General features: G+C 72.8%; 21 protein-coding genes. 8 read left to right on the top strand and 13 right to left on the bottom strand.

Annotated elements, in window-relative coordinates:
* Positions 1-61: 61 nt before the first annotated feature.
* The 5 genes from ACZ60B_RS38285 to ACZ60B_RS38265 are packed head-to-tail and all read right to left on the bottom strand — an operon-like array spanning position 62 to position 5,342.
* On the bottom strand, positions 62-952 hold the full coding sequence (locus tag ACZ60B_RS38285) for a glycosyltransferase family 2 protein (RefSeq protein ID WP_469395572.1): 891 nt from the start codon (positions 950-952) through the stop codon (positions 62-64).
* Complete coding sequence (locus ACZ60B_RS38280; RefSeq protein WP_469395569.1) at positions 949-1,728, bottom strand: CDP-alcohol phosphatidyltransferase family protein; 780 nt, start codon at positions 1,726-1,728, stop codon at positions 949-951. Before ACZ60B_RS38280 ends, ACZ60B_RS38285 begins: the two co-directional genes overlap by 4 nt.
* Entirely contained in the window at positions 1,706-2,767 is a 1,062-nt protein-coding gene (locus tag ACZ60B_RS38275; protein WP_469395567.1) for an iron-containing alcohol dehydrogenase family protein, read from the bottom strand. Before ACZ60B_RS38275 ends, ACZ60B_RS38280 begins: the two co-directional genes overlap by 23 nt.
* Positions 2,755-3,507, bottom strand: coding sequence for a phosphocholine cytidylyltransferase family protein (locus ACZ60B_RS38270; protein WP_469395565.1), 753 nt, complete (start codon positions 3,505-3,507; stop codon positions 2,755-2,757). Before ACZ60B_RS38270 ends, ACZ60B_RS38275 begins: the two co-directional genes overlap by 13 nt.
* Positions 3,504-5,342: a DUF5941 domain-containing protein gene (locus ACZ60B_RS38265; protein ID WP_469395563.1), complete on the bottom strand. Its 1,839-nt coding sequence runs from the start codon at positions 5,340-5,342 to the stop codon at positions 3,504-3,506. The genes ACZ60B_RS38270 and ACZ60B_RS38265 overlap by 4 nt, the downstream gene beginning before the upstream one ends.
* Positions 5,343-5,631: 289 nt before the next feature.
* On the opposite strand from ACZ60B_RS38265, the gene galE reads away from it, so the two are divergent.
* The 3 genes from galE to idi all read left to right on the top strand — a co-directional run bounded on the left by galE (position 5,632) and on the right by idi (position 8,608).
* The gene (gene galE / locus ACZ60B_RS38260; RefSeq protein ID WP_469395561.1) at positions 5,632-6,603 is read left to right on the top strand and encodes a UDP-glucose 4-epimerase GalE; all 972 of its coding nucleotides are present in this window, start codon (positions 5,632-5,634) and stop codon (positions 6,601-6,603) included.
* A gap of 206 nt (positions 6,604-6,809) precedes the next feature.
* The gene (locus tag ACZ60B_RS38255) at positions 6,810-7,760 is read left to right on the top strand and encodes a cation diffusion facilitator family transporter (RefSeq protein ID WP_469395559.1); all 951 of its coding nucleotides are present in this window, start codon (positions 6,810-6,812) and stop codon (positions 7,758-7,760) included.
* 254 nt (positions 7,761-8,014) lie between these two features.
* Positions 8,015-8,608: an isopentenyl-diphosphate Delta-isomerase gene (idi, locus tag ACZ60B_RS38250; protein ID WP_469395557.1), complete on the top strand. Its 594-nt coding sequence runs from the start codon at positions 8,015-8,017 to the stop codon at positions 8,606-8,608.
* A gap of 40 nt (positions 8,609-8,648) precedes the next feature.
* Here idi and ACZ60B_RS38245 read toward each other — a convergent pair whose 3' ends face one another.
* Positions 8,649-9,170: an ATP-binding protein gene (locus ACZ60B_RS38245; RefSeq protein ID WP_469395590.1), complete on the bottom strand. Its 522-nt coding sequence runs from the start codon at positions 9,168-9,170 to the stop codon at positions 8,649-8,651.
* 269 nt (positions 9,171-9,439) lie between these two features.
* On the opposite strand from ACZ60B_RS38245, the gene ACZ60B_RS38240 reads away from it, so the two are divergent.
* On the top strand, positions 9,440-10,189 hold the full coding sequence (locus ACZ60B_RS38240) for an enoyl-CoA hydratase/isomerase family protein (protein ID WP_469395555.1): 750 nt from the start codon (positions 9,440-9,442) through the stop codon (positions 10,187-10,189).
* Here the strand turns inward: ACZ60B_RS38240 and ACZ60B_RS38235 are convergent.
* Complete coding sequence (locus ACZ60B_RS38235) at positions 10,176-10,811, bottom strand: DJ-1/PfpI family protein (protein ID WP_469395553.1); 636 nt, start codon at positions 10,809-10,811, stop codon at positions 10,176-10,178. The genes ACZ60B_RS38240 and ACZ60B_RS38235 overlap by 14 nt on opposite strands.
* A gap of 130 nt (positions 10,812-10,941) precedes the next feature.
* Positions 10,942-11,934 (bottom strand): GlxA family transcriptional regulator, encoded by a 993-nt coding sequence (locus tag ACZ60B_RS38230; protein WP_469395551.1) that lies wholly within the window; start codon positions 11,932-11,934, stop codon positions 10,942-10,944.
* A gap of 182 nt (positions 11,935-12,116) precedes the next feature.
* Here ACZ60B_RS38230 and ACZ60B_RS38225 point away from each other — a divergent pair, with 182 nt between their 5' ends.
* Positions 12,117-14,534 (top strand): Tex family protein, encoded by a 2,418-nt coding sequence (locus ACZ60B_RS38225; RefSeq protein WP_469395549.1) that lies wholly within the window; start codon positions 12,117-12,119, stop codon positions 14,532-14,534.
* A 124-nt stretch (positions 14,535-14,658) separates the two neighbouring features.
* On the opposite strand, the gene ACZ60B_RS38220 is transcribed toward ACZ60B_RS38225, so the two are convergent.
* Together ACZ60B_RS38220 and ACZ60B_RS38215 are read right to left on the bottom strand one after the other, a co-directional pair.
* Positions 14,659-16,299, bottom strand: coding sequence for an ABC-F family ATP-binding cassette domain-containing protein (locus tag ACZ60B_RS38220; protein ID WP_469395547.1), 1,641 nt, complete (start codon positions 16,297-16,299; stop codon positions 14,659-14,661).
* A gap of 83 nt (positions 16,300-16,382) precedes the next feature.
* The gene (locus ACZ60B_RS38215) at positions 16,383-17,447 is read right to left on the bottom strand and encodes an oxidoreductase (RefSeq protein WP_469395544.1); all 1,065 of its coding nucleotides are present in this window, start codon (positions 17,445-17,447) and stop codon (positions 16,383-16,385) included.
* 66 nt (positions 17,448-17,513) lie between these two features.
* Between ACZ60B_RS38215 and ACZ60B_RS38210 the strand changes: the two genes are divergently transcribed.
* On the top strand, positions 17,514-18,470 hold the full coding sequence (locus tag ACZ60B_RS38210) for an FAD-dependent oxidoreductase (protein ID WP_469395541.1): 957 nt from the start codon (positions 17,514-17,516) through the stop codon (positions 18,468-18,470).
* A 96-nt stretch (positions 18,471-18,566) separates the two neighbouring features.
* Here the strand turns inward: ACZ60B_RS38210 and ACZ60B_RS38205 are convergent, their stop codons facing one another.
* Positions 18,567-20,540 carry a Xaa-Pro dipeptidyl-peptidase gene (locus ACZ60B_RS38205; RefSeq protein ID WP_469395540.1) on the bottom strand — a complete coding sequence of 658 codons (1,974 nt, stop codon included), beginning with the start codon at positions 20,538-20,540 and terminating at the stop codon, positions 18,567-18,569.
* A gap of 183 nt (positions 20,541-20,723) precedes the next feature.
* Here ACZ60B_RS38205 and ACZ60B_RS38200 point away from each other — a divergent pair, with 183 nt between their 5' ends.
* The gene (locus ACZ60B_RS38200; protein ID WP_469395538.1) at positions 20,724-22,208 is read left to right on the top strand and encodes a M1 family metallopeptidase; all 1,485 of its coding nucleotides are present in this window, start codon (positions 20,724-20,726) and stop codon (positions 22,206-22,208) included.
* Between the two features lie 102 nt (positions 22,209-22,310).
* On the opposite strand, the gene ACZ60B_RS38195 is transcribed toward ACZ60B_RS38200, so the two are convergent.
* Both ACZ60B_RS38195 and ACZ60B_RS38190 read right to left on the bottom strand, forming a co-directional pair.
* Positions 22,311-23,234, bottom strand: a complete 924-nt coding sequence (locus tag ACZ60B_RS38195; protein ID WP_469395536.1) for a PfkB family carbohydrate kinase — start codon at positions 23,232-23,234, stop codon at positions 22,311-22,313.
* On the bottom strand, positions 23,231-23,719 hold the full coding sequence (locus tag ACZ60B_RS38190; protein WP_469395534.1) for a macro domain-containing protein: 489 nt from the start codon (positions 23,717-23,719) through the stop codon (positions 23,231-23,233). The genes ACZ60B_RS38195 and ACZ60B_RS38190 overlap by 4 nt, the downstream gene beginning before the upstream one ends.
* A 128-nt stretch (positions 23,720-23,847) precedes the next feature.
* Between ACZ60B_RS38190 and ACZ60B_RS38185 the strand changes: the two genes are divergently transcribed.
* Complete coding sequence (locus tag ACZ60B_RS38185) at positions 23,848-24,618, top strand: MerR family transcriptional regulator (RefSeq protein WP_469395532.1); 771 nt, start codon at positions 23,848-23,850, stop codon at positions 24,616-24,618.
* The last annotated feature ends 113 nt before the right edge of the window (positions 24,619-24,731 follow it).

Raw genomic sequence — 24,731 nt, 5'->3', positions numbered from 1 at the left:
TCCGCGGGCCGGAAACAGCCGGACCCGCCGGCGGCGGGTTCCGCTGTCGGGAACGAGCTTGTCAGATGACCGGGGGCCGGCCCAACCGGGTCAGCCGCCACACCGTACGCCACCTCATGGGGCGACGGGGTCCGCAGGCCGTGGTCCAGCCTTCCCTGAATCCGCCGAACCAGGCCTTCAGGGCCGGCCGCGAGGGGCGGCGCAGCAGCGTCAGCAGCAGCCAGACGCCGAGATAGACCGGGACCAGGGGCGCGGGAAGGTTGCGGCGGGCCAGCCAGACCCGGTTGCGCGCGACCATCCGGTGGTAGACGGCGTGCCGCGAGGGCGCGGTCGTGGGGTGGAAGAGCACCATGTCGGAGCGGTAGTCGATCATCCAGCCGGCGTCGAGGGCCCGCCACGCGAGGTCGGTCTCCTCGTGCGCGTAGAAGAACTCGTCCGGCAGCCCGCCGACCTCGGCGAAGACCTTCGTACGGACCGCGTTGGCGCCGCCGAGGAAGGTGGTGACCCGGGAGGAGCGCATCGGGTCGGCGGCGCGCAGCCGCGGCACGTGCCGGCGCTGGGTGACGCCGGTGTCCGGGTCGGCGATACGGAAGCTGATGATGCCCAGCTCGGGGTCGGCCGCGAAGGCCTGCCGGCACAGCTCGGCGGTGTCGTGCTGGGCGAGCAGACCGTCGTCGTCGAGGAACAGCAATATGTCGACGTCGCGGCCGGCCGGGCCGAAGGCCTCGATGCCCGTGTTGCGGCCGCCGGGGATGCCGAGGTTCTCGGGGAGCTCCACCGTGCGCACGGCCGACGAGAACTCGCCGACGTCCGGCACGGGCGAGCCGTTGCCGACGACGACCACCTCGACCAGGTCGCCCTCCTGCTTGGCGACCGAGTCGATCAGGGCCTTGAGCTCCTCGGGCCGGTTGCCCATGGTGATGACGACCGCGCCGACCTTCAGGCCGTTCATCGCAGCCTGCTCGACGCGAGGACGGACACCAGGTGCAGCACGGTCTGGAGCAGCGCGATGCCCGCGAGCACCGCGACGCCCAGCCGGGAGAAGTACAGGTCGCCGCGCACCTGGTCCAGCACCGCCAGGGCCAGGATCAGCAGGGACGCCTCGATGCCGAGGATCAGCCGGTGGAACTTCAGCGCGGCCGCGGCCCGGCGGGCCAGTGCCATGCCCGACGAGCGCGGCTCGGACGCCGCCTCCTTGACGGGCGGCAGTCCGCCCTGGTGGCGGGCGACACCGACGAGGTCGGTCTCGGCCTTGATCAGGATCGCGCCGAGGGCGGCCAGCGTGCCGAGGAAGGCCCACAGCCAGTCGATGCGGCCGCCGCCCCACAGGTCGGCGGCGCGCAGCCCGAAGCCGACCAGCACGGCGGCGTCGGTGAGATAGGCGCCGACCCGGTCGAGGTAGACCCCGCCGAGCGAGTACTGCTTCTTCCAGCGCGCGATCTCGCCGTCGACGCAGTCCAGCAGCAGGTACATCTGCACGCAGACCACGCCGAGCACGGCGCCCCAGATCCCCGGCACCAGCAGCGCCGGGGCCGCGAGCACGCCGAAGACGGTCATCAGGTACGTGAGCTGGTTGGGCGTGACCCTGGTGTTCACCAGGTAGCGGTCGACCCGCAGGGACACCTCGCGCATGTAGAGGCGCCCCATCCAGTGCTCACCGCTGCGCCGGTCCTTCACCCCTTCGGGATGGACGACCGGACGGAGTTCAGCTACCGATGGCCTTGACATAGTCGGTGTAGATGTCCTTGATCTGGTCGGTCTTGAGTTCGAGGTGTTCGAGGATCGTGTAGCGGCCGGGCCGGGTCTCCGGGGCGAACTCGACGACCCGGACGAACTCGTCCGTGGTGAAGCCGATCTCCTCCGGCAGCACCGGCAGCCCGTGGCGGCGCAGGACCTCGGCCATGTAGGCCGACTCCTCGTGCGCGCCGCGCAGGTACATCGCGAAGGCCGCGCCCAGTCCGCACTGCTCGCCGTGGGCGGCCGCGCGCTTGGGGAACAGCAGGTCGAACGCGTGGTTGATCTCGTGGCACGCGCCGGAGGACGGGCGGGAGTCGCCCGACACCGACATCGCGATACCGCTGAGGACCAGCGACTCGGCCAGTACCTGGAGGAAGCCGTTGTCGCCGATGCCGCCGGGGTGGCGCAGCACCGCCTCGCCGGCCTGGCGGGCCATGGCGGCGGCCAGGCCGTCGATCTTCTCGCCCTTGACGCGGTGGGCGAGCTCCCAGTCGGCGATCGCCGAGATGTTGGAGACGGCGTCGCCGATCCCGGCCCGGACGAAGCGGACCGGGGCCTCGCGGATGACGTCGAGGTCGATGACGACCGCGATCGGGTTCGGCACCCCGTAGGAGCCGCGGCCCGCGTCGTTGTCGAGGGTGGCGACCGGCGAGCACAGGCCGTCGTGCGCGAGGTTCGTCGGGACGGCGACCAGCGGAAGGCCGACCCGCGCCGCGGCGAACTTGGCGCAGTCGATGATCTTGCCGCCGCCCAGGCCCACGACCGCGTCGTAGCGGCTGGCCTTGATCTCGCCGGCCAGCCGGATCGCGTCGTCGAGGGTGCCCCCGCCGACCTCGTACCAGGTGGCACCCGGCAGCGAGGGGGCGACGCGCTCGCGCAGCCTGGCCCCCGAGCCGCCGCTGACGGCGACGGCGAGCCGTCCGGAGTGCGAGACGCGCTCGTCCGCGAGCACGCAGCCCAGGTCGTCGAGGGCACCCGGGCGGATGTCCACGACGACCGGCGAGGGGATCAGCCGTGTCAGTACCGGCACGCGATCTCCCGTCCCCTGGCGAGGTCGTCGTGGTTGTCGATCTCGACCCAGCTGACGTCGCCGATCGGTGCCACGTCGATGCGGAAGCCGCGGTCGACGAGCTCCTGGTAGCCGTGCTCGTAGAACTGCTGCGGGTCGGTCTCCCACACCGTCTTCAGGGCGTCCGCGAGCTCGGCGGCGGCGTCGCCCTCGATGAGGGTGACGCCGATGTACTCGCCGCTCGCCTCCGCGGGGTCCATCAGCTTGGTGATCTTCGTCATGCCGCGCTCGGTGTCGACGACGACCTTCATCTCCTCGTCGGCCAGCGACTTCACGGTGTCCACGGCGAGGATGATCTTCTTGCCGTCGCCGCGCGCGGCGAGCAGCGTCTTCTCCACGGAGACCGGGTGGACGGTGTCGCCGTTGGCGAGGATCACCCCGTCCTTGAGGGCGTCACGGCCGCACCACAGGGAGTAGGCGTTGTTCCACTCCTCGGCCTTGTCGTTGTCGATGAGGGTGAGCTTCAGGCCGTACTTCCGCTCCAGGGCCGCCTTGCGCTCGTACACGGCCTCCTTGCGGTAGCCGACGATGATCGCGACCTCGGTCAGACCGATCTCGGCGAAGTTGCCGAGGGTGAGGTCCAGGACCGTGGGTTCGCCCTCTATGCCCGCGGGCCCCACCGGCACCAGAGCCTTGGGAAGGCTGTCGGTGTAGGGGCGCAGACGCCGTCCGGCGCCGGCCGCCAGCACGAGGCCGATCATGCGGGTTCTCCTTCATCGTGTACGGCGGGTGCGCCGACCTTGTGGGCGGACACCCAGAAGCGGATGCTCTCGAAGAGCACCACCAGGGCGACGGCCACGGCGAGCACCGTGAGCGCGACCCCGAACTGCGAGGCGGTGAGCGCCAGGGCCAGAACGGTCACCAGCAGCGTCCGGCCTTCGTGGCCCCCGATCGCGCGCACCAGCCAGGCCGGGGGCGCGCCGGCGTCACCGCGGATGCGGTACACCGTGTCGTAGTGATGGTAGGCGACGGCGGCCACCAGTCCGAAAGCCGCCGGAAGGACCCCGTTCACATCGGCTTTGGCCGCCAGTACCAGGACGGTGCCGTACTCGGCGGCCCGGAACAGCGGGGGGACCAGCCAGTCGAGGGCGCCCTTGAGGGGGCGCTGGACGGCGACGGCGGACAGCAGGACGTAACCGAGAGCGCACAGGACGGTCTGCCAGCCGGCGCCCCAGAGCAGCGCCGAGCCCGCCACCAGGACGCTGCCGGCCGCGGCGGCGTAGACCCCGGCCCGCGCGTACGTACCGCGTGCGGTGCGCAGCACCAGCTCCACCAGGGGCCCGCTGTCCGCGAGGTCGGCGAGCGCCCGCGCGGCCCGGTCGGTCCGCCTGGCCTTGCGGGTCACCGAGCGCAGCACACGGCCGGCCGTGGTGTACGTCGCCGCGAAGGCGCAGCCGATCAGCAGCGCGTAGAAGGTGATGCGGGGGGTCGTCAGTGCCGTGAGGACGGCGATCATGGCCCATCGTTCGCCGATGGGCAGCACTATCATCCGGCGCAGCCAGACCGTCCAGCCGACGCTGTCGAGCCGGTCGGAGAGGGCCGCGGTGGGGCTGGTGTTGGCGTCGGCGTCGTGGTTGGCCTCGTTGAAGGAGAAGTCCACGACGTGCCGGCAGGTCTGGAGCACCATGGCGCCCAGGGCCAGGGCCCAGACGTCGTCGCCGCCGCGGGCCGCGCCCAGGGCGAGACCGGCGTAGTACGCGTACTCCTTGGCGCGGTCGAAGGTGGCGTCCAGCCAGGCGCCGAGCGTCGAGTACTGGAGCGAGTAGCGGGCGAGCTGGCCGTCGGTGCAGTCCAGCACGAACGACGCGATCAGCAGGACGCCGGCCGCGACGAACCCGGCCCGGGTGCCGGTGGCCGCGCTGCCCGCCGCGATCAGCGCGGTGAGCAGGGAGGCCGTGGTGACCTGGTTCGGGGTGAGGCCGCGGCGGGCGCACCAGCGGGCGATGTAGCGCGAGTACGGGCTGATGCAGAAGGTGGTGAAGAAGCCGTCGCGGGCCTTCACGGCCGACTTCAGGCGTACGGCCTCGTCGTCGACGGCGGCGACGGCCTGTCGTGCCTCGTTGCGGGTCTGCGGGTCGCCGGGGACCGTGGCGACCAGGCTGCCGAGCTCGGGGCGCCGGACGTCGGCGCCCTGCTCGTCCAGGGCGGTCACGACCCGGTCGACGAAGTGGTCGGCGGGGGCGTCGGCCGGGCCGTCGGCGAGCGGGGCGGCGGCCGGTGCCGGGCCGCCGCTCGTGGCGTATTCCCGGTCGACGGCCGCGGTCAGCGCCGACCGGGCCGCGGGCTGCGCGGTCACGGCGCCGGGCACCGCGGCGAGCGGGAAGCGGGGGTCGGTCAGGCCGAGCCGCAGCGCGTGCGGATGGCCCACGAACCGCGCGTCGACGACGGCGACCCGCTGCTCACCCGGAACCTGGGCGAGCAGGGGCCCGACGTCGGCGGCGCCGTCGGCGATCCGGACGTCGAAGCCCAGTGACCGCAGATCGGTCTCGATCGACGATCCGGGGACCGGTTGGCCGGTGAGGATGGCGGTCGACAACCGAACTCATCTCCCTGGGAACCGACGCGACGGCGCCGGTCATGTGCACGATGGGGGCGCCGCTCGGCTGCTCCGGGCGGGCGGCATGTCGGCAGAGGCTATCCGATGTCGCTGGAGGCGTGTTCATCGCCCGTTCATGATCCGATCAGCGTAGTCTGTTCCGGCCTTTGCCTGCTTCTGCCGAGATCATCATGGGTGATGGGCCGCCCGGCCGACAAACCCGCGCCCCGCGCGGCGCACCCGGCTGGCACCCCCGGAGAGCGTGCCGTCCGGCATAGGGTGGGCGACCATGACTTGGCTGATCACCGGCGGAGCCGGTTACATCGGGGCGCATGTGGCACGGGCCATGACCGAGGCCGGGGAACGGGTCGTGGCACTGGACGACCTGTCGGCCGGGGTGCCCACCCGGCTGCCGGCCGGCATCGCGCTGGTCCACGGCTCGGCCGGGGACGAAGACCTGCTCAAGCGGGTCCTCGCCGAACACGCGGTGACGGGTGTGGTGCATCTCGCGGCCCGCAAGCAGGTGGCGGAGTCCGTGGCGCAGCCCACGCGCTACTACCAGGAGAACCTGGGCACTCTCGCCACGCTCCTCGAGGCGGTCGCCGGGGCCGGGGTCGGACGGTTCCTGTTCTCGTCGTCCGCGGCCGTCTACGGAAACCCGGACGTGGACCTCATCACGGAGGACACCCCGTGCGCCCCGGTGAACCCCTACGGCGAGACGAAGCTCGCCGGGGAGTGGCTGGTGCGGGCGGCGGGCCGGGCGCACGGCATCGCTACGACCTGTCTGCGCTACTTCAACGTGGCGGGCGCGGCCGCCCCGGAGCTGGCGGACACCGGGGTCTTCAACATCGTTCCCATGGTGTTCGACCGGCTCACCCGTGACGAGGCCCCGCGGATCTTCGGCGACGACTATCCGACGCCGGACGGCACCTGCGTCCGTGACTACATCCACGTCGCCGATCTCGCCGAGGCGCACCTCGCGGCGGCCCGCCGGCTGTCGGCGCCGGGGGCCTCGGGCGATCTGACGGTGAACATCGGCCGCGGCGAGGGCGTCTCCGTACGCGAGCTGGTCACGCTCATCGGCGAGGTCACGGGCGACGGCCGCCCGGCGGTCGTCGAGCCCCGCCGCCCCGGGGACGCTCCCCGCGCGGTCGCCTCGGCCGCCCGGGCCGCGGACGAGCTCGGCTGGACGGCCCGGCGCGGGACGCGCGAGATGGTCGAGTCGGCCTGGCAGGGATGGCAACTGCACCACCGCCGGTGAGCACCACGGCGGTGAGCACCACGCCGGTGAGCGCCACGGCCGGTGAGCACCACCGCCGGTGAGCGCCACGGCCGCCCCACCCGCCCTGACCTGCGCTTCGTTTGCGCAGGTCAGGGCATATGACAACGGTGTTCAGTGCCGCGTTGCCCGATACCCCCCACCCGTAGTTGACTGTGGTCCCGGGCGGATCACAGGAGGCGTTTGTCATGGGGGCAGGGCACGACCACGGTCACGGTCATGCGCACGGCCACGGCGCGCCGACCACCGGGACGGCGGCCGCCGCATACCGGGGCCGGCTGCGCGTGGCGCTGTCGATCACGCTCGCCGTCACGGTGGTGGAGATCGTCGGCGGGGTGCTCGCCGACTCCCTCGCGCTGGTCGCGGACGCGGCGCACATGGCGACGGACGCCCTGGGACTGGGCATGGCCCTGGTGGCCATCCATGTCGCGAACCGGCCTGCCAGCCCCCACCGCACCTTCGGCTACGCCCGCGCCGAGATCCTCGCCGCGCTCGCCAACTGTCTGCTGCTTCTCTGCGTCGGCGGATACGTCCTGTACGAGGCGGTCCAGCGCTTCTTCACACCGGCCGACACCGCGGGCGGGCTCATGATCGTGTTCGGTCTGATCGGCCTGGTCGCGAACACCGTCTCGCTGCTGCTGCTCATGCGCGGCCAGCAGCACAGCCTGAACGTACGGGGGGCGTTCCTGGAGGTGGCGGCCGACGCGCTGGGGTCCGTGGCGGTGCTGATCTCGGCGACGGTGATCCTCACCACCGGCTGGCAGGCGGCCGACCCGATCGCCTCGCTCGTCATCGGTCTGATGATCGTGCCGCGAACGGTGAAGCTGCTGCGCGAGACCCTCGACGTGCTGCTGGAGGCCGCCCCGAAGAACGTCGACATGGCGGAGGTACGGGCCCACGTACTCGCGCTGGACGGCGTCGAGAACGTCCACGACCTGCACGCCTGGACGATCACCTCGGGGATGCCGGTGCTGTCCGCGCACGTCGTGGTGCGCTCCGACGTACTGAACGCGATCGGGCACGAGAAGATGCTGCACGAACTCCAGGGCTGCCTGGGCGACCACTTCGACGTCTCGCACTGCACCTTCCAGCTGGAACCGGTCGGCCACGCGGAACACGAGGAACGGTTCTGCCACTGAGCCTGCCACGGCGGTCCGGTGGGCGCGCGCGTCGTTCCGTCCGCGACCCGACGTCCGCGCGCCCCCCTTACGGGCGGTTCCCCGTTCACCCCGACGGGCACGATCACCTACCGGGCGCCCCCTCACCGCGTCCGACCGGCGCCGGCCGTGTCCCGCGTCGCCTCGCACGGGACATGCGGTGGCGCCGTGAAGTGCCGGGAGTGCCGGATTCGTACGGCAGACTTGGGGCGCGAGGACCGATGCTAAGGATGGGTATGCCGATCACACCTGCCACCGCGAAGCACAGCGCGTCGAACGGCGCCGCGGACGCGATTCTGCTGGAACTGGTCGACGAGAACGGTGTGACGATCGGGACCGCGGAGAAGCTCGCCGCCCATCAGCCGCCGGGACAGCTCCATCGCGCGTTCTCGGTGTTCCTCTTCGACGAGCACGGCCGGCTGCTGCTCCAGCAGCGGGCGCTGGGCAAGTACCACTCCCCCGGCGTGTGGTCGAACACCTGCTGCGGCCACCCCTACCCCGGCGAGGCACCGTTCGCGGCGGCGGCCCGGCGGACGTACGAGGAGCTCGGGGTCTCCCCGACGCTGCTCGCGGAGGCCGGTACGGTCCGTTACAACCACCCGGACCCGGACTCGGGCCTGGTCGAGCAGGAGTACAACCATCTGTTCGTCGGCCTGGTGCAGTCCACGCTGCGGCCGGACCCGGAGGAGGTCGGCGGGACCGCCTTCGTGAGCCCCGCCGAACTGGCGGAGCGGCACGCGAAGGACACGTTCTCCGCGTGGTTCATGACCGTGCTGGACGCCGCGCGGCCCGCGGTGCGGGAACTGACGGGAACCTCCGCGGGCTGGTGACCTCCCGGTCGGCTCGCCGACCGGCGCGCACGGCCCGCGGTCAGTGCACCCGGACGGGTTTGAGCGGCAGGGCGGCCCAGATCACCTTGCCGCCGCTCGACGTGTGCTCGACGTCGCACACCCCGCCCGCCTCCAGGGTGATCTCGCGGACCAGCAGCAGCCCGCGGCCGCCCACCTGGGCGTGGTCGGCCTCCAGGGCGGTCGGGCGGTAGGGGTGGTTGTCCTCCACCGACACCCGCACCCATTCGGCTCCGACGGCCACCTCCACGGCGAGCGTCGGCGACAGGAGCGCCGCGTGCTTGACGGCGTTCGTCACCAGCTCCGAGACGATCAGCAGCAGACCCTGGACGAGGTCGTCGGAGGCCGGTACGCCCTGGCGGTACAGCAGGTCCCGCACGGCGTGCCGCGCCTGCGGGACGGAAGCGTCGAGAGCGGGGGCGGTGAACCGCCACACACCCTCGTACGGCAGCGGATCGGGGGCTCTCGCCCCGAGGGGTTCGTCCGCCACGTCCTCCGGTGCGTCTTCAGGGCGTGGGCCCACCCCGCGCCCGTGGTTCTCCATCGTCCGGTCGCCACCCTTGCGCTCGATTGTCACCACACGTCGAGTGTTGGTAACGCAAAGCTCCACGCCGAAGGACTGAACAGAAGTCAGCGATTATCGAGCACTTCTGACCCTTGATGACCAATTCGGTTGCCTGAAAGTCCGAGTACTGTCCCGATCGCGCCAACTTCACGAACTATTCGGGTTGTACGTGTTTGCCGGGAAGGGCCGCGCGCCCGGGCACCGGCCGGTCGGCGGCACCCGTCCGGCCTGCGGCTACGATCCGCCGCATGGAGCCCCAGCTGCTGCACCGTGTCACCGAGTCGGTGGCCACCGTCGTCATCCACCACCCGGCCAAGCGCAACGCCATGACCGCCGCGATGTGGCGGGCGCTGCCGCCGCTGCTGGACACCCTGGCCGCCGACCCGGACGTACGGGCCCTGGTCCTGACCGGCGAGGGCGGCACCTTCTGCTCCGGAGCCGACATCTCCACCCTGAGGAGCTCGCCCGAGGAGGCACAGGGGCTGGCCGTGCTGGCCGAGGAGGCGCTGGCCGCCTTCCCCAAGCCGACGCTCGCGGCGGTACGGGGGCACTGCGTGGGCGGGGGTTCGCAGCTCGCGGCGGCCTGCGACCTGCGGTTCGCCGAGGAGGACGCGCTGTTCGGGGTGACCCCGGCGAAGCTGGGGATCGTCTACCCCTCCTCCTCGACCCGGCGGCTGGCGTCGCTGATCGGTCCGGCCGCCACCAAGTACCTGCTGTTCTCGGGCGAGCTGATCGACACGGCGCGGGCGCTGCGGACCGGCCTGGTCGACGAGGTGCTGCCCGCGGGCGGACTCGGCAAGCGGGTCGCCGAGTTCACCCGCGTCCTGGTCGCGCGCTCGCAGCTCACCCAGGCCGCGGCGAAGGAGTTCGCGGACGGACGCACCGACCGGGACGCCCACTGGGCCGAGCTGGCCCGCGCCGCCGACGACACCGCGGAGGGCGTCGCCGCGTTCCTGGAGCGCAGGCAGCCGCGGTTCACCTGGACTACGTCAGGATGAACCGGCTGTTCCTGCGGAACTCCTCGACCAGGTGCGCGGGCGCCTTCCGCGGGGACCCCGCGTCGTAGGGCGGCCGCGGGTCGTACTCGGTCAGCAGTTGTACGGCCTGCGCGTGCTCGTCGCCGGCGATCCGGCCGAGCAGGGTGAGGCCCATGTCGATGCCGGAGGAGACGCCTGCGGCGGTGACGTACTTGCCGTCGAACACGACCCGCTCGCCCGTCGGTTCGGCGCCGAACCGCTCCAGGTACTCCAGGGCCAGCCAGTGGGAGGTCGCGCGGCGGCCCCGGAGCAGCCCGGCGGCGGCCAGCAGCAGCGAGCCGGTGCACACGGAGGTCGTCCAGGTGCTGGTCGAATCCGCCGTGCGCAGCCAGCCGAGGAGGGCCTCGTTGTCCATCTGCGGGGTCTGTCCGGGTCCGCCGGGGACGACCACGATGTCGGGGTGCGGCACGTCCGCGAGGGCGCGGTCGGCGATCAGGGCGAGGTTCCCGGTGTCGGAACGGACCGGGCCGGCGTGTTCGGCCACGAAGACGGTGTCGGCGTCCGGCAGCCGGCCGAGAGTCTCGTACGGGCCCACGGCGTCGAGGGCGGTGAAACGGTCGAAGAGCAGGATGGCGATCTGCATCGGGCGGCCTCTCTTTCGGAGCTTTCGCGGCTTTCGGAGCTTTCGGAGCTTTCGGACGAGGGACGGGCGCGGGGTGGGCGGGGGCGGTCGGTGAGGGGCGCGGGCCGGGCGGTGGCCGACCCGGGGCCGGTCAGCGGGTGGCGTGGGCCGGGCGGAACCGGCGCCGGTACTCGGCCGGCGAGGTGCCGAGCGTCCTGACGAACGCGCGCCGCATGGCCTCGGCGGTGCCGTAGCCGCTGGCGCGGGATATCTCCTCGATCCCGTCGCCGGTGTCCTCCAGCAGGCGGCGGGCGTGTTCGAGGCGCACCCGGTCGACGTACCGGCCGGGGGTCGTGCCGGTCTCGGCCCGGAAGGCGCGGGCGAAGTGGCGCGGCGAGAGGGCCGCGCGGGCGGCCAGCGACTCCACGCTCAGGTTCCCGGCCGGATGCTCGGTGATGTACTGCTGGACGTCGCGCAACGGCTCGCGGTGTGCCGTCTGGGCGGCGAGCTGGGCGCTGAACTGGGCCTGGTTCCCCGGCCGGCGCAGGAAGACCACGAGATGACGGGCGACCCGCAGCGCGACCTCCCGGCCCAGGTCCTCCTCCACCAGGGCGAGCGCCAGGTCGATGCCGGCGGTGACGCCTGCCGAGGTGGCGACCCGCCCGTCCCGTACGTAGATGGGGTCGGGGTCCACCTCGACCGCCGGGTGGTCGCGGGCGAGCTTGTCGCAGTAGGCCCAGTGGGTCGTGGCGCGGTGTCCGTCCAGCAGGCCCGCCGCCGCGAGCAGGATCGCCCCGGTGCAGACGGAGACGAGGCGCTCGGCCCGCGGGGCGTGCGCGCGCAGCCGGTCGACCAGGCGGGCGTCGGCCTCGCGGGTGCCCGCGCCGCCGGGCACGAGGAGGGTGTGCGGGTCGTCGGGCGCAAGCACGGTGTGCGGGTCGTCGGCCGGGTCCGTGAGGGCCCCGTCGGGTACCAGGGTCAGGCCGCTGGAGGTGCGTACCGGGCCGCCGTCCAGGGAGGCGGTACGGATGCGGTAGCTGCCCGGGGTGTGGCTCTCCGCACCCGCGAACACCTCGATGGGGCCGGTGACGTCAAGGCTCTGCACGCCGTCGAAGAGGACGACGAGAACGGTTCGCTGCGCCATGGGTCCGAGTCTCGGCGGGCCCGGCGACGGCCGCAACGACGGGCATCCCACCTTTCCTGCCATCGGCCGCCGGGCGGCCGATCCGACGCGACACCGCTGCGTCGTCCCGCCTTGCTCCCCCGTTGTCGGCACCACCTGCCACAATTGCCGCGCAACCTCAGTGGAGAAGGCGGTACGGGATCGTGACGACACCCGGGTCCATCGAAGTAGGGTCCATCGAAGGCAGGATCGCCGAGGAGCTCGGCGTACGGGAGCGGCAGGTCAAGGCTGCCGTCGAGCTGCTCGACGGCGGCGCGACGGTGCCCTTCGTCGCCCGCTACCGCAAGGAAGCGACCGAGATGCTCGACGACGCGCAGCTGCGCACGATCGAGGAGCGGCTGCGCTATCTGCGGGAGCTGGAGGAGCGGCGGGCGGCGATCCTGGAGTCGGTGCGCGAGCAGGGCAAGCTCACCGACGAACTCCGGGCGCAGATCCTGGCGGCCGAGACCAAGGCGCGCCTGGAGGACATCTACCTGCCGTACAAGCCCAAGCGGCGCACCAAGGCGCAGATCGCGCGCGAGGCGGGTCTGGAGCCGCTGGCCGAGGGCCTGCTCGGCGACCCGGCCGTGGCACCGCTCGCGGCGGCCGCCGCGTTCGTCGACGCCGACAAGGGCGTCGCCGATCCGCAGGCCGCGCTGGACGGCGCCCGCGCGATCCTCACCGAGCGGTTCTCCGAGGACGCCGACCTCGTCGGCGAGCTGCGCGAGCGCATGTGGGTGCGCGGGCGGCTGGCCGCCAAGGTGCGGGAGGGCAAGGAGGAGGCGGGCGCCAAGTTCGCCGACTACTTCGACTTCGCCGAGCCGTTCACCGAGCTGCCCTCGCACCGGATCCTGGCGATGCTGCGCGGCGAGAAGGAGGAGGTCCTCGACCTCGTCCTGGAGCCGGAGGAGGCGACGGACGGCCCGAGCTCGTACGAGGGGATCGTCGCCCACTGCTTCGGCATCGCCGACCGCGGGCGGCCCGGTGACAAGTGGCTGACGGACACGGTCCGCTGGGCCTGGCGCACCCGGCTGCTGGTGCACCTCGGCATCGACCTCAGGCTGCGGCTGCGCACGGCCGCCGAGGACGAGGCGGTGAACGTCTTCGCGGCGAACCTGCGGGACCTGCTGCTGGCCGCCCCGGCGGGCACGCGCGCGACGCTGGGCCTCGACCCCGGTTTCCGTACGGGCGTGAAGGTGGCCGTGGTCGACGCGACCGGCAAGGTGGTGGCGACCGACGTCGTCTACCCGCACGTCCCGGCCAACAAGTGGGACGAGGCCCTCGCGAAGCTGGCCCGGCTGGCCGGGGAGCACGCGGTCGAGCTGATCGCCATCGGCAACGGCACGGCGTCCCGCGAGACCGACAAGCTCGCCGGTGACCTCATCACCAGGCACCCGGAGCTGAAGCTCACCAAGGTGATGGTGTCGGAGGCGGGCGCGTCCGTGTACTCGGCCTCCGCGTTCGCCTCGCAGGAGCTGCCCGACATGGACGTGTCGCTGCGCGGCGCGGTCTCCATCGCGCGCCGGCTCCAGGACCCGCTGGCCGAGCTGGTGAAGATCGACCCGAAGTCGATCGGCGTCGGCCAGTACCAGCACGACCTGTCCGAGGTGAAGCTGTCGCGCTCGCTGGACGCGGTGGTCGAGGACTGCGTGAACGGCGTCGGCGTGGACGTGAACACGGCGTCCGCCCCGCTGCTGTCGCGGGTGTCCGGCATCTCCTCGGGGCTGGCCGAGAACATCGTGGCCCACCGGGACGCGAACGGGCCGTTCAGTTCCCGTGCCCAGCTCAAGGGCGTGGCCCGGCTCGGTCCCAAGGCGTACGAGCAGTGCGCGGGCTTCCTGCGGATCCGCGGCGGCGACGACCCGCTGGACACCTCCAGCGTGCACCCGGAGGCGTACCCGGTGGTGCGGCGCATGGTGAAGACCTCGGGGCAGGAGGTGGCCTCGCTGGTCGGCAACACCTCGGTGCTGCGTTCGCTGCGGCCGGACGACTTCGTGGACGAGAAGTTCGGTCTGCCGACGGTGACCGACATCCTGAAGGAGCTGGAGAAGCCGGGGCGCGACCCGCGGCCCGCGTTCAGGACGGCGACCTTCAAGGAGGGCGTCGAGAAGATCTCCGACCTGTCCTCCGGGATGATCCTGGAAGGGGTCGTCACGAACGTCGCGGCCTTCGGGGCGTTCATCGACGTCGGCGTGCACCAGGACGGTCTGGCGCACGTCTCGGCGTTGTCGAGGACGTTCGTGAAGGACCCGCGGGACGTGGTGAAGCCCGGTGACATCGTCAAGGTGAAGGTCCTCGACGTGGACATCCCGCGCAAGCGGATCTCGCTGACGCTGCGGCTGGACGACGAGGCGGCGGCGCAGGACGGCGAGCAGCGGCAGGGCGGCGGCCGTCAGCAGCGCGGCGGCCGTCCGCCCCAGCAGCGCCAGGGCCAGCAGCGACAGGGCCAGGGGCGGCAGGGTCAGGGGCAGGGTCGTGCCGGTGGCGGCGGCGGCCGGCCGGCTCCCGCCCCCGCCAACAGCGCGATGGCCGACGCGCTGCGCCGGGCCGGACTGCTCGACCCGAAGAAGGGCAAGGGCTGACACACCGAAGGGCCCGGCCCCGGAGCGGTCCGGGGCCGGGCCCTTCGGCGCACCGCCGCGTCGGTGCACGGCGGGCCGTACGTACGTCGGTGCCTCGTCGGCCCGGCGTACGGCGGCGCGTGCGTCAGCGTTCCGTCACCTTGCCGTCGGCGACCTCCAGGCGGCGGGTGACCTGCACCGCGTCGAGCATCCGGCGGTCGTGGGTGACCAGCAGCAGCGTGCCCTCGTAGGCGTCCAGGGCCGACTCCAGCTGCTCGATCGCGGGCAGGTCGAGGTGGTTCGTCGGCTCGTCGAGCACCAGGAGGTTGACCCCCCGGCCCTGGAGCAGGGCCAGCGCGGCGCGGGTGCGCTCGCCGGGCGACAGACTCGACGCCTGGCGCAGCACGTGGTCCGACTTCAGACCGAACTTGGCCAGCAGCGTACGCACCTCGACCGGTTCGGTGTCGGGTACGGCCGCGCAGAACGCGTCCAGCAGGCTCTCCGTGCCCAGGAACAGCCCGCGGGCCTGGTCCACCTCGCCCACCAGGACACCGGGGCCCAGGGCGGCGTGTCCGGCGTCCAGCGGGATCCGGCCGAGGAGCGCGCCGAGCAGGGTCGACTTGCCCGCGCCGTTCGCGCCGGTGACCGCGACCCGGTCCGCCCAGTCGATCTGGAGCGACACCGGACCGAACGTGAAGTCCCCGCGCCGCACCTCGGCGTCCCGCAGGGTCGCCACCACCGCGCCCGAGCGCGGCGCCGAGGCGATCTCCATGCGCAGCTCCCACTCCTTGCGCGGTTCCTCGACGGTCTCCAGCCGCTCGATCATGCGCTGGGTCTGCCGGGCCTTCGCGGCCTGCTTCTCGCTGGCCTCGCTGCGGAACTTGCGGCCGATCTTGTCGTTGTCGTTGTTCGCCTTGCGCCGGGCGTTCTTGACGCCCTTGTCCATCCAGGAGCGCTGCATCTGCGCGCGGTCCTGGAGGGCGGCCCGCTTGTCGGCGTACTCCTCGTAGTCCTCGCGGGCGTGCCTGCGGGCCACGTCCCGCTCCTCCAGATAGGCCGCGTAACCGCCGCCGTAGAGGTTCACCTGCTGCTGGGCGAGGTCGAGTTCGAGGACCTTGGTCACCGTGCGGGTGAGGAACTCGCGGTCGTGGCTGACGACGACGGTGCCCGCGCGCAGGCCGCTCACGAAGCGTTCGAGGCGCTCCAGGCCGTCGAGGTCGAGGTCGTTGGTGGGCTCGTCGAGCAGGAAGACGTCGTACCGGGACAGGAGCAGCGAGGCGAGGCCCGCGCGGGCGGCCTGGCCGCCGGACAGGGACGTCATCGGCTGGTCCAGGCCGATGCCGAGGCCGAGCGAGTCGGCGACCTCCTCGGCCCGCTCGTCGAGGTCGGCGCCGCCGAGGTCGAGCCAGCGCTCCAGGCTCGTGGCGTAGGCGTCGTCGGCCCCCGGGGCGCCGTCGACCAGGCCCTGGGTGGCCTCGTCCATCGCCAGCTGGGCGGCGGCGACCCCGGTGCGGCGGGCGAGGAACTCGCGCACGCTCTCGCCGGGCCGCCGCTCGGGTTCCTGCGGCAGGTGGCCGACGGTCGCGGTCGGCGGGGAGAGCCTGAGCTCGCCCTGCTCCGGGGTGCTCAGACCGGCGAGCAGGCGCAGCAGGGTGGACTTGCCCGCGCCGTTGGCACCGACGAGACCGATCACGTCACCGGGTGCGACGACGAGGTCGAGCCCGGTGAAGAGCGAGCGGTCGCCGTGTCCGGCGGCGAGGTTCTTGGCGACGAGGGTGGCAGTCATCAGGTCGTCGATCCTAGTGGGCCGTCGGCGGGGACCGGGGCACACGGCAGTCGGCCGGTGGTCGCGGGGGCGGGTGGGGCCGGTCAGCGGGGCAGTGCCTCCACCAGGACGCTCCCCGAGGTCCTGGCCACGAGGAAGGAGGCGCCCCGGACCGCCTTGGGGTCCAGGGCGATGCGGTGCCGGCCGGGTTCCAGGATGCCGTCGAAGAGCTCGTGCGTGCGGGGACGGGAGAGACGGTCGAGCCGGTAGGCGGTGAGGCGGACCCGACAGGACGAGGTCACCTCGACGCCCGCCTCGCCGTCGACGGCGACCAGCCCGGTCAGCCGGCGCTGGTCGGCGGGGCCGCGGTCGAGGGCGTGCTCGATCTGGGCGACCAGGAGCGGGACGATGGGGGCGAGGCCGTCGACGTACGCGACGTCGAGCCCGGCGCGGTCGAAGGCGTCGCGTACGGCCGCGCGTTCCGCGGCGCCGACCGTGGCACCGAAGGCGACGGCGCCGTAGGCGCGCAGTTCGTCGACGGGTACGCCGTGCGCGTCACGGGTGATGTCGGCGCCGATGCCGATGGTGCGCAGGGCCGCGGCGAGCCTGGCCAGGAGGGCGACCCGGGCACCGATCAGCAGCACGCGGGGGCCGGTGCGGGCGAAGCCGTCGCGGCCGCGTCCGCCGTCGGCTCCGATGTCGGCGTCGGCGTCGGCGAGCAGCGCGTGCAGGGCCGCGCGGTACTCGTGCCCCTGGAAGCGGAAGGGCCCGATGCCGTGGTAGCCGTCGAGTTCCAGGTCGACGTCCTCCCGCGTCTGCCAGGCGAAGTCCCGCCAGACGTAGTCGTCGCCGCGGGCGTCGATGACGGCGGTGACCGCGCCGCAGGCGAGGTCCGCGCACTCGGGGCAGCCGTAGATCACGTACCGGCCGCCGGGCAGCGGTGCCCCCGCCTCCAGCAGCAGGCCGCGGACCTGCTCGGTGAAGATCGCGGGCGGTACGTCGGAGGCGAGCGGGGAGACGGCGTCGAGGTCGCAGAGCCGGTGCAGCAGCGGCCGTCCGTCGACGACGAAGTCGAGGAAGTCCCGGTGGACCTGGTAGCCACCGTCGGCGAGCATCGCACCGGCGCGCGTCGCCGGGGCCAGGCCGAAGGTCGCGTACGCGGCAGACATGGTGTGAGTATCCCCGGCACGGGGACGTTCTGAGCACGGCATGACATATTCCGCTAACGTCCCCGCGTGACCAGGGGATCGAATGACGAAGTGATCGTGATCGGCGGCGGAGTGATCGGGCTGACGACGGCCGTCGTCCTGGCCGAGAGCGGCCGCCGGGTGCGGGTGTGGACCCGCGATCCGGTCGAGCGGACCACCTCCGCGGTCGCGGGCGCGCTGTGGTGGCCGTACCACATCGAGCCGGTCGCGTCGGCGCGGTCCTGGGCGCTGCGCTCGCTGGAGGTGTACGAGGAGCTCGCCGAACGGCCCGAAGAGACCGGCGTGCGCCTGGTCGACGGAGTGCTGGGCGAGACGGCCCTGGACGAGGTGGCCGGCTGGGCGTCCGCCCGGCTGCCCGGTCTGCGCGCGTCCACCGCGGACGAGTACGCCGGTACGGGCGTACGGGCCCGGCTGCCGCTGGTCGACATGGCGGCGTACCTTCCCTGGCTGCGGGGGCGGTTGCTGCGGGCGGGCGGCTCGGTCGAGGAGCGTACGGTGTCCGATCTGGCGGAGGCGGACGCACCGGTCGTGGTCAACTGCACCGGGCTGGGCGCCCGTGAGCTGGTGCCGGACCCCGCGGTGCGGCCCGTGCGGGGACAGCTGGTCGTCGTGGAGAACCCCGGTGTCGACGGCTGGCTCGTCAGCACGGACCCGGCCGGCGAGATGGCGTACTTCTTCCCGCAGCCGGGCCGGCTGCTGCTCGGCGGCACCGCGCAGGACGACGTCTGGTCGACCGAGCCCGATCCGGCGGTGGCGGCGGCGATCGTCCGGCGGTGCGCCGCGCTGCGGCCGGAGATCGCCGGTGCCCGGGTCCTGGAGCACCGGGTGGGACTGCGGCCCGTCCGGGAGGCAGTGCGGCTGGAGCGTGCGCCGCTGCCGGACGGACGGGTGCTGGTCCACCACTACGGTCACGGCGGCGCGGGTGTGACGGTGGCCTGGGGGTGCGCCGAGGAGGCGGCCGCGCTGGCGACCGCCTCCCGCTGAGCCGCCGCGGAGGCCGGCTGCGCGTCACTGCGGAAGCCGGCTGTCCGTCGTCACGGAAGCCGGCTGTGCCTCGTCACGGAAGCCGGCTGTCCGTCGTCACGGGATCCGGTGGACGGCCGACGGCTCCCGTACGCCGGCCGGGGTCGTGGCACCGGTGGTGACCGGCGCCGGTCGCGCGGAGTCCGGCGCGGAGTGCGCCGATCCGGCCGTGGCCTCGGCGAAGGCGGCGGCGCCGCCGACGAACGGCACCCGGGCCGAGGTGCGGGACAGGTCCAGGGCGATGGTCGGGGTGGTGGACGGCGGGTCGATGAGGTCCCGGTCCGTGCCCGCCACGATCAGTGCCAGCCGGTGGCCCGCGGGCACCACGTGGTCGGTGGCGGCCAGGTCCAGGGTGATCGTGTACGTCCGGCCGGGGGTGAGCGGGACGCCGTGCCGGATGGAGGCGTGGTGGCCGAGGTCGGCCCAGCCGCGGCTGAGGACCGTGAAGCCGACGTCGGCGGTCTTCGCCCGGGTCTCCTTGAAGCAGGCGCTGTCGCCCGCGCTGCTCACTCCCCAGCAGGTGCGATCGGTGAGGGTGGTGATGCCCTCGCCGCTCGCCGCGTAGTCGCGGACGGTGTCCGGGCCGAGGTCGACCAGGACGGCCGTGAGGTGGGCCGAGGTGGTCGTCGTCGTCGCGGCGACGGTGACCTGCGAGGAGCCGGACAGCCGCAGGTCCGTGGTGAGCGGCCCCGTGACGAAGCCGGTCTTCTCGGGCGTGGCGGTGTCGATCCGGGCCGCCCAGTCGGACTCGTCGAGCCGCGGGTCGTCGGTGAAGGTCCCGGTGCCGGTGCCGCGCTTCAGGCCCAGGGTGCCGACGCCTGCCGTGGAACCGGTCGCGGGGCGCAGGGTGGTCGCCCGGGTGCCGTGCGGCGGCCAGACCGTGGAGGTGGCCCACTGGTCGGGGTGGCGTTCGATGTCGGCCATGGGTTCGCGGTCGATGCCGTTGTCGTAGCCGAGGAGTTCGTGGTCGAACCAGCGGTGCAGGGTGTCGACCCAGGCGGCGCGGCGGAAGTCGAACGGGTCGACGTGGCCGGTCTGGGAGAGCCAGACCTTGCGTTCGACGCCGTGGCGGGCGAGGGCGTCCCACCACTGACCGAAGTTCTTGGTGCGGACGTTGAGGTCCTGCATGCCGTGGACCAGGAAGACGCTCGCCCGTACCCGGCCGGCGTCCTTGACGTAGTCGCGCTCGGTCCACAGGCCGGTCCAGTCGCCGGTGCGCGGGGCCTGGTCGACGAGCTTCCGCTGGACGGCGGCGCACCTGGTGCGGGCGTCGGGGCTGTCGACGTAGTCCGAGAGCCAGTCGGGGCCGGAGTCGTAGAGCGGGGCGCCCTGGGCGAAGTAGTAGTCGTACCAGGAGGAGATGGCGCTGATCGGGACGATCGTCTTCAGCCCTTCGACGCCGGTGGCGGCGACGCCGTTGGCGATGGTGCCGTCCCAGCTCTTGCCGATCATGCCCGTTCTGCCGTTGGTCCAGCCCGCCTTCACCGTGGTCGTCCCGGTGCGGGTGGTGTACGCCCTGGCCCGTCCGTTGAGCCAGTCGATCACCGCCTTCGCGGACTGGATGTCCGAGCGGCCGCCGACGTCGACGCAGCCGTCGGAGCGGTTGGTCCCGGCGAGGTCGACGCCGACGAAGGCGTAGCCGCGGGGCACGAAGTAGTTGTCGTAGAACAGCGGCATCTGGACGACGTTCCCGGCGGCGTCGTAGGTCTTCGACTGGCTCTCGTTGCCTCGGCCGCAGCACGAGTAGTACGGACTGGCGTCCATGATGACGGGCACCTTGCGGCCCGCGCGGGCGGGTTCGGCGGGCCGGACGATGTCGGCGGCGACCCGGTCGGTCCTCCCGTCGCCGTCCGAGTCGAGGCCGGTGTCCACCCAGACGGCCTCGCGGATGGCGTCGGCGTACGAGTAGACGGGCCGGCTCTCCCGCACGGCGGCCCGGGCGGCCGCGGGGGTGAGGAAGGCAGCCAGCAGGGCTGCGACGGCCAGGGTCGCGAGCGTTCTCCAGGTCATGAAGCGCGTGCGTTTCGGCATGCGCGGACGGTACCCCGGTCAACTCCCGCACAGAAGAGGGCAACTGAGTGAGCGTCGGGTCACGTGTGGATACGTGTCGGCCGAATGGCGATCGTGTGACACGAGGGGCCGTGGACAGCCCTGCGGCCACCGGGACTGAATAGGCTCCGAACAGACCTCATGTCCCCACGACTTGGAGTTCTCGTGCACCGCAGAATCTTCGTGCCGGGCGTGCTCGCGGCGGCCTCCCTCCTGCTGGCGATCCCGGCCTCGGCCGCAGGCTACGCACCCGGCGCCCCGGGCATCGGCGATCCCTATTACCCGTACTACGGCAACGGCGGTTACGACGTCTCCCACTACGACCTCCGGCTGACCTACCGGCCGACGACGGACGAGCTGGAGGGCACGGCGACCATCGAGGCGCGGACCACGCAGGATCTGTCCAGCCTCGACCTGGACTTCCTGCTGGACGTGAGCGAGGTGCGGGTCGACGGGGCCAGGGCCGCCTTCGCCACCTCCGGGCAGCACGAGCTGGTGGTCACCCCGAAGACCCCGCTCGCGAAGGGCACGCCGGTCACCCTGGTGATCCGCTACCGCGGGGTGCCGTCGACGAAGAGCGCCTACGGGTTCAGCACCTGGCACCGCACGCCCGACGGCGCGGTCGCGGCCGACGAGCCCGAGTCCGCCTGGTGGTGGTTCCCGAGCAACGACCATCCGCTGGACAAGGCGACCTACGACGTGTCGGTGGCCGTGCCGGACGGCACCCGGGCCATCTCCAACGGCACCCTCCAGTCCACGGTGTCCAAGCTGGGCTGGACCCGCTACAACTGGCGGTCCGCCAAGCCGCAGGCGACCTATCTGACCACCCTGGCGATCGGGAAGTTCGACATCACGACGGGCACTTCCGAGGGCGGTGTCCCGGTCGTCAACGCCTACAGCGCGGACCTCGGCGACAACGAGGGGGCGGCGCGGGCGAGCGTGGAGCGCACCGGCGAGCTCGTCGACTGGCTGAGCGGCTATTTCGGGCCGTATCCCTTCGGCTCGGCGGGCGGCTACGTACCGAACACGACCACCGGGTTCGCCCTGGAGACCCAGACCCGCGTCTACTACAGCCCACGGCAGTTCGCGAACGGCTCCAACACCTCGGTGGTCGTGCACGAGCTGGCCCACCAGTGGTACGGCGACTCCGTGTCCCTCAAGAACTGGAAGGACATCTGGATCAACGAGGGGTTCGCGCGCTACGCGCAGTGGCTGTGGTCCGAGCACGAGGGCGAGGGCACGACCCGGGAGCTCGCCGACTACGTGTACGCCTCGCACCCGGCCGACGACGCGTTCTGGACCGTGAAGCCCGGTGACCCGGGCCCGGACGACCAGTTCGACATCGCCGTCTACGACCGGGGCGCCCTGGCGATCCAGGCGCTGCGCGACGAGATCGGCGACGACGCGTTCTTCGCGGTCCTGAAGGGCTGGCCGCAGGAGCACGCGTACGGCAACGCGTCGGTCGACGACTTCCGGACGTACGCCGAGCGGGTGTCCGGGAAGTCGCTCACGGCCCTGTTCGACACCTGGCTGTTCCAGCCGTCGAAGCCGGCCGCGCCGACGGCCTCCCTGGCGCGGACCGCCTCGGCGCCCGCGCAGCCCGCGTCGTGGAAGGGCATCGAGGCCACCAACGACGTGCACGGACGCTGATCGCCGGCGAAGGGGCCGGGCGGCCCGGGGCCAGAGCCTTCCGGGCCGCCCGCCGCCCTGAGCCGGTGGGCGGTCCGCCGTCCTGAGCCGGTGTCCGAGGGCCTACCGTGCGGTGGTGCCCGCCTCCGACGCGGCGACCCGGGCGAGGAGCTCGTCCCGGCCGATCGCGTCGGCCACGGTGGCCGGCACGGTGCAGGCGTGGGCGCCGGCCACCGCGCCGTACCGGGCGCAGCGTTGCGGTGCCTCGCGGTTCAGCCAGCCGAACAGGAACGCGGCGGCGAAGGCGTCGCCCGCGCCGTTGGAGTCCACCACCGGCGACGCGGGCGTGGCCGCCCGTACGCGGGTCAGCTCGTCGTCGGCGAGCAGATAGGCCCCCTCGGCTCCGGCCATGGCCACGACCACCTCGGCCCGGCCCCGGTCGACGATGCGACGCATGGTCCGCTCGGGGTCGGAGAGCGCGGTGGTGGACAGGAAGACGACGTCCGCCGCGTACGCGAACGCCTCGTGGTACGGGTTCACGCCGTCCCAGTTGTGCAGGTCGGTCGAGATGCTCACCCCGGCCTCGCGCAGCACGGGCAGGGCGTGGTCGCACGGCTGGGTGATGGACACGTGCGCGTGCCTGCTGGCCTCGGCCAGGGCCCGGACCGTGGCCTCGGGGAGGCGGTCGTCGGGGTGGCCGCGGCTGCTGTCGTACAGGGAGAGGCGACGGCCGTCCGGGCTCACCAGGTTCACGGCGCGCTTGGTGCCGGCGGGCTGCGGGACCGCGGTGAGGGCGATGCCCTTCTCCCGGTGCAGGGCGCGCACCAGTTCGCCCTCGGGGTCGTCGCCGAGCATGTCCAGGTGGTGGGTGCGCAGGCCGAGCGCGCTCAGGCCGAGGGCGACGAAGTCCCCGGTCTGTCCGGCGCGGGCCCGGATCCCGCTCTCGATCATGTAGCTGTCGGCGTACGGGAGCGGCAGCTCCGGCACGTACACGATCGTGTCAACGCCCGCTCCGCCCAGCACCAGGACGTCGGTGTCACGGCTCAACTCGCCATCTCCCCATGGTCGTACACCGTCACTCGGATGCCCCGGCGCGCCAGCCGCTCCTCGACGAGCGGCTGGACCCGGGACCACTTGCCACCGGCCAGTCCGCAGCCTATCCGGGGCATGTGGACCGACGCGTCCAGTTCGATCACCCGGTCGGCCAGACGGCCAAGGGCCGTGTCGATGGCCTCGTAGCGCACGGGGACGCCCTTGCTGCCGGATCTGGTGCCGTGCTGGCCGATCATGTTGGCCACCCACACATACGGTTCGACCTGGACGAGTTGCAGCGCGCCCAGGCCGAAGTCGTTCGACGCGCGGGCGCGGTGCCAGGCGCGGTAGGACGCCTCCGGCTCGGGCCAGCGGCGGGACACGGCCAGGACGAAGCCCTTGCCCCAGCCGCCCAGGTCGTTGCAGACATGGGCGATCACCTTGACGCCCCGCCCCGCCGGGACGGTGGCGTCTCCCCGGACATACGTGATCTCCGACATGCCCGCCACCGTAGGCGATGCCACTGACAGCGCTGTCGCGGCAGGAGTGTCACAGCGGAGGCGGGACGGCCGGAGCGGGACAGCGGACCGGGTGTCACAGTGGGAGTGGGACAGCGATACTGCTACGCATGACGACCGATGCCGGGGAGCAGGAGCCGACCCTCACCATCGACGAGTTGGCCGCCCGCACGGGGGTCACCGTGCGCACGGTGCGTTTCTACGGCACCAAGGGTCTGCTGCCGCCGCCCGAGATCGGTCCGCGCCGGGTGGGGCACTACGGCCGGGAGCACCTCGCGCGGCTGGCGCTGATCGAGGAGTTGCAGCACCAGGGCATGACGCTGGCGGCGATCGAGCGCTATCTGCGCCGGCTGCCCCCGGATCTGAGCGCGCAGGACCTCGCGCTGCACCGCGCGGTGGTCGCCTCCTGGGCGCCGGACGCGGTGGAGTCGGTGTCCCGCGCGGAGCTGGGGCGCCGGGCGGGGCGGCCGCTGGCCGAGGAGGACGTGGACCGGCTGGTGGCGATGGACGTCGTCGAGCGGGCCGGGGACGGCTACCGCGTCGACCTCGGGCTGTTGCGGCTCGGGGTGGAGCTGTTGGACGTACCGCTGGCCGAGGAGTCGGTCCTCGCGGCCAGGAAGGTGCTCCTGGAGCATTCGCGGGCGGCGGCGCACGAGCTGTCCCGGCTGTTCCGCGGCGAGGTCGGCGAGCGCGACGCCCGAGCGGTGAAGGAGCTGTCCGCGCACATGCAGCCGCTGATCGTGCAGGCGCTGCTCACCACGTTCCAGCGGTCGCTCAGGGAGGAGTTGCGCGAGTGGCTCCCGGACGCGTCCGCGACCGGCGCTCTCCCGGAGACACCAGCGACCGGCACCCTCCCGGACCCGTCCGCGCCCGGCACCTGAGGACACACGGCCGCGGGGGGGGGGGGGGGGGGGGCCCCCCCCCCCCCCCGGCCCGGGGGGGGGGGGGGGGCCGCGGGTGGGGGGGGGGGGGGGGGAGGGGGGGGGGGGGGTTG

The organism is Streptomyces sp. NPDC104096 (genome assembly GCF_055584385.1).
Note: the sequence above shows the minus strand (reverse complement) of the source record. Positions and strands in the feature narration are given on the sequence as shown.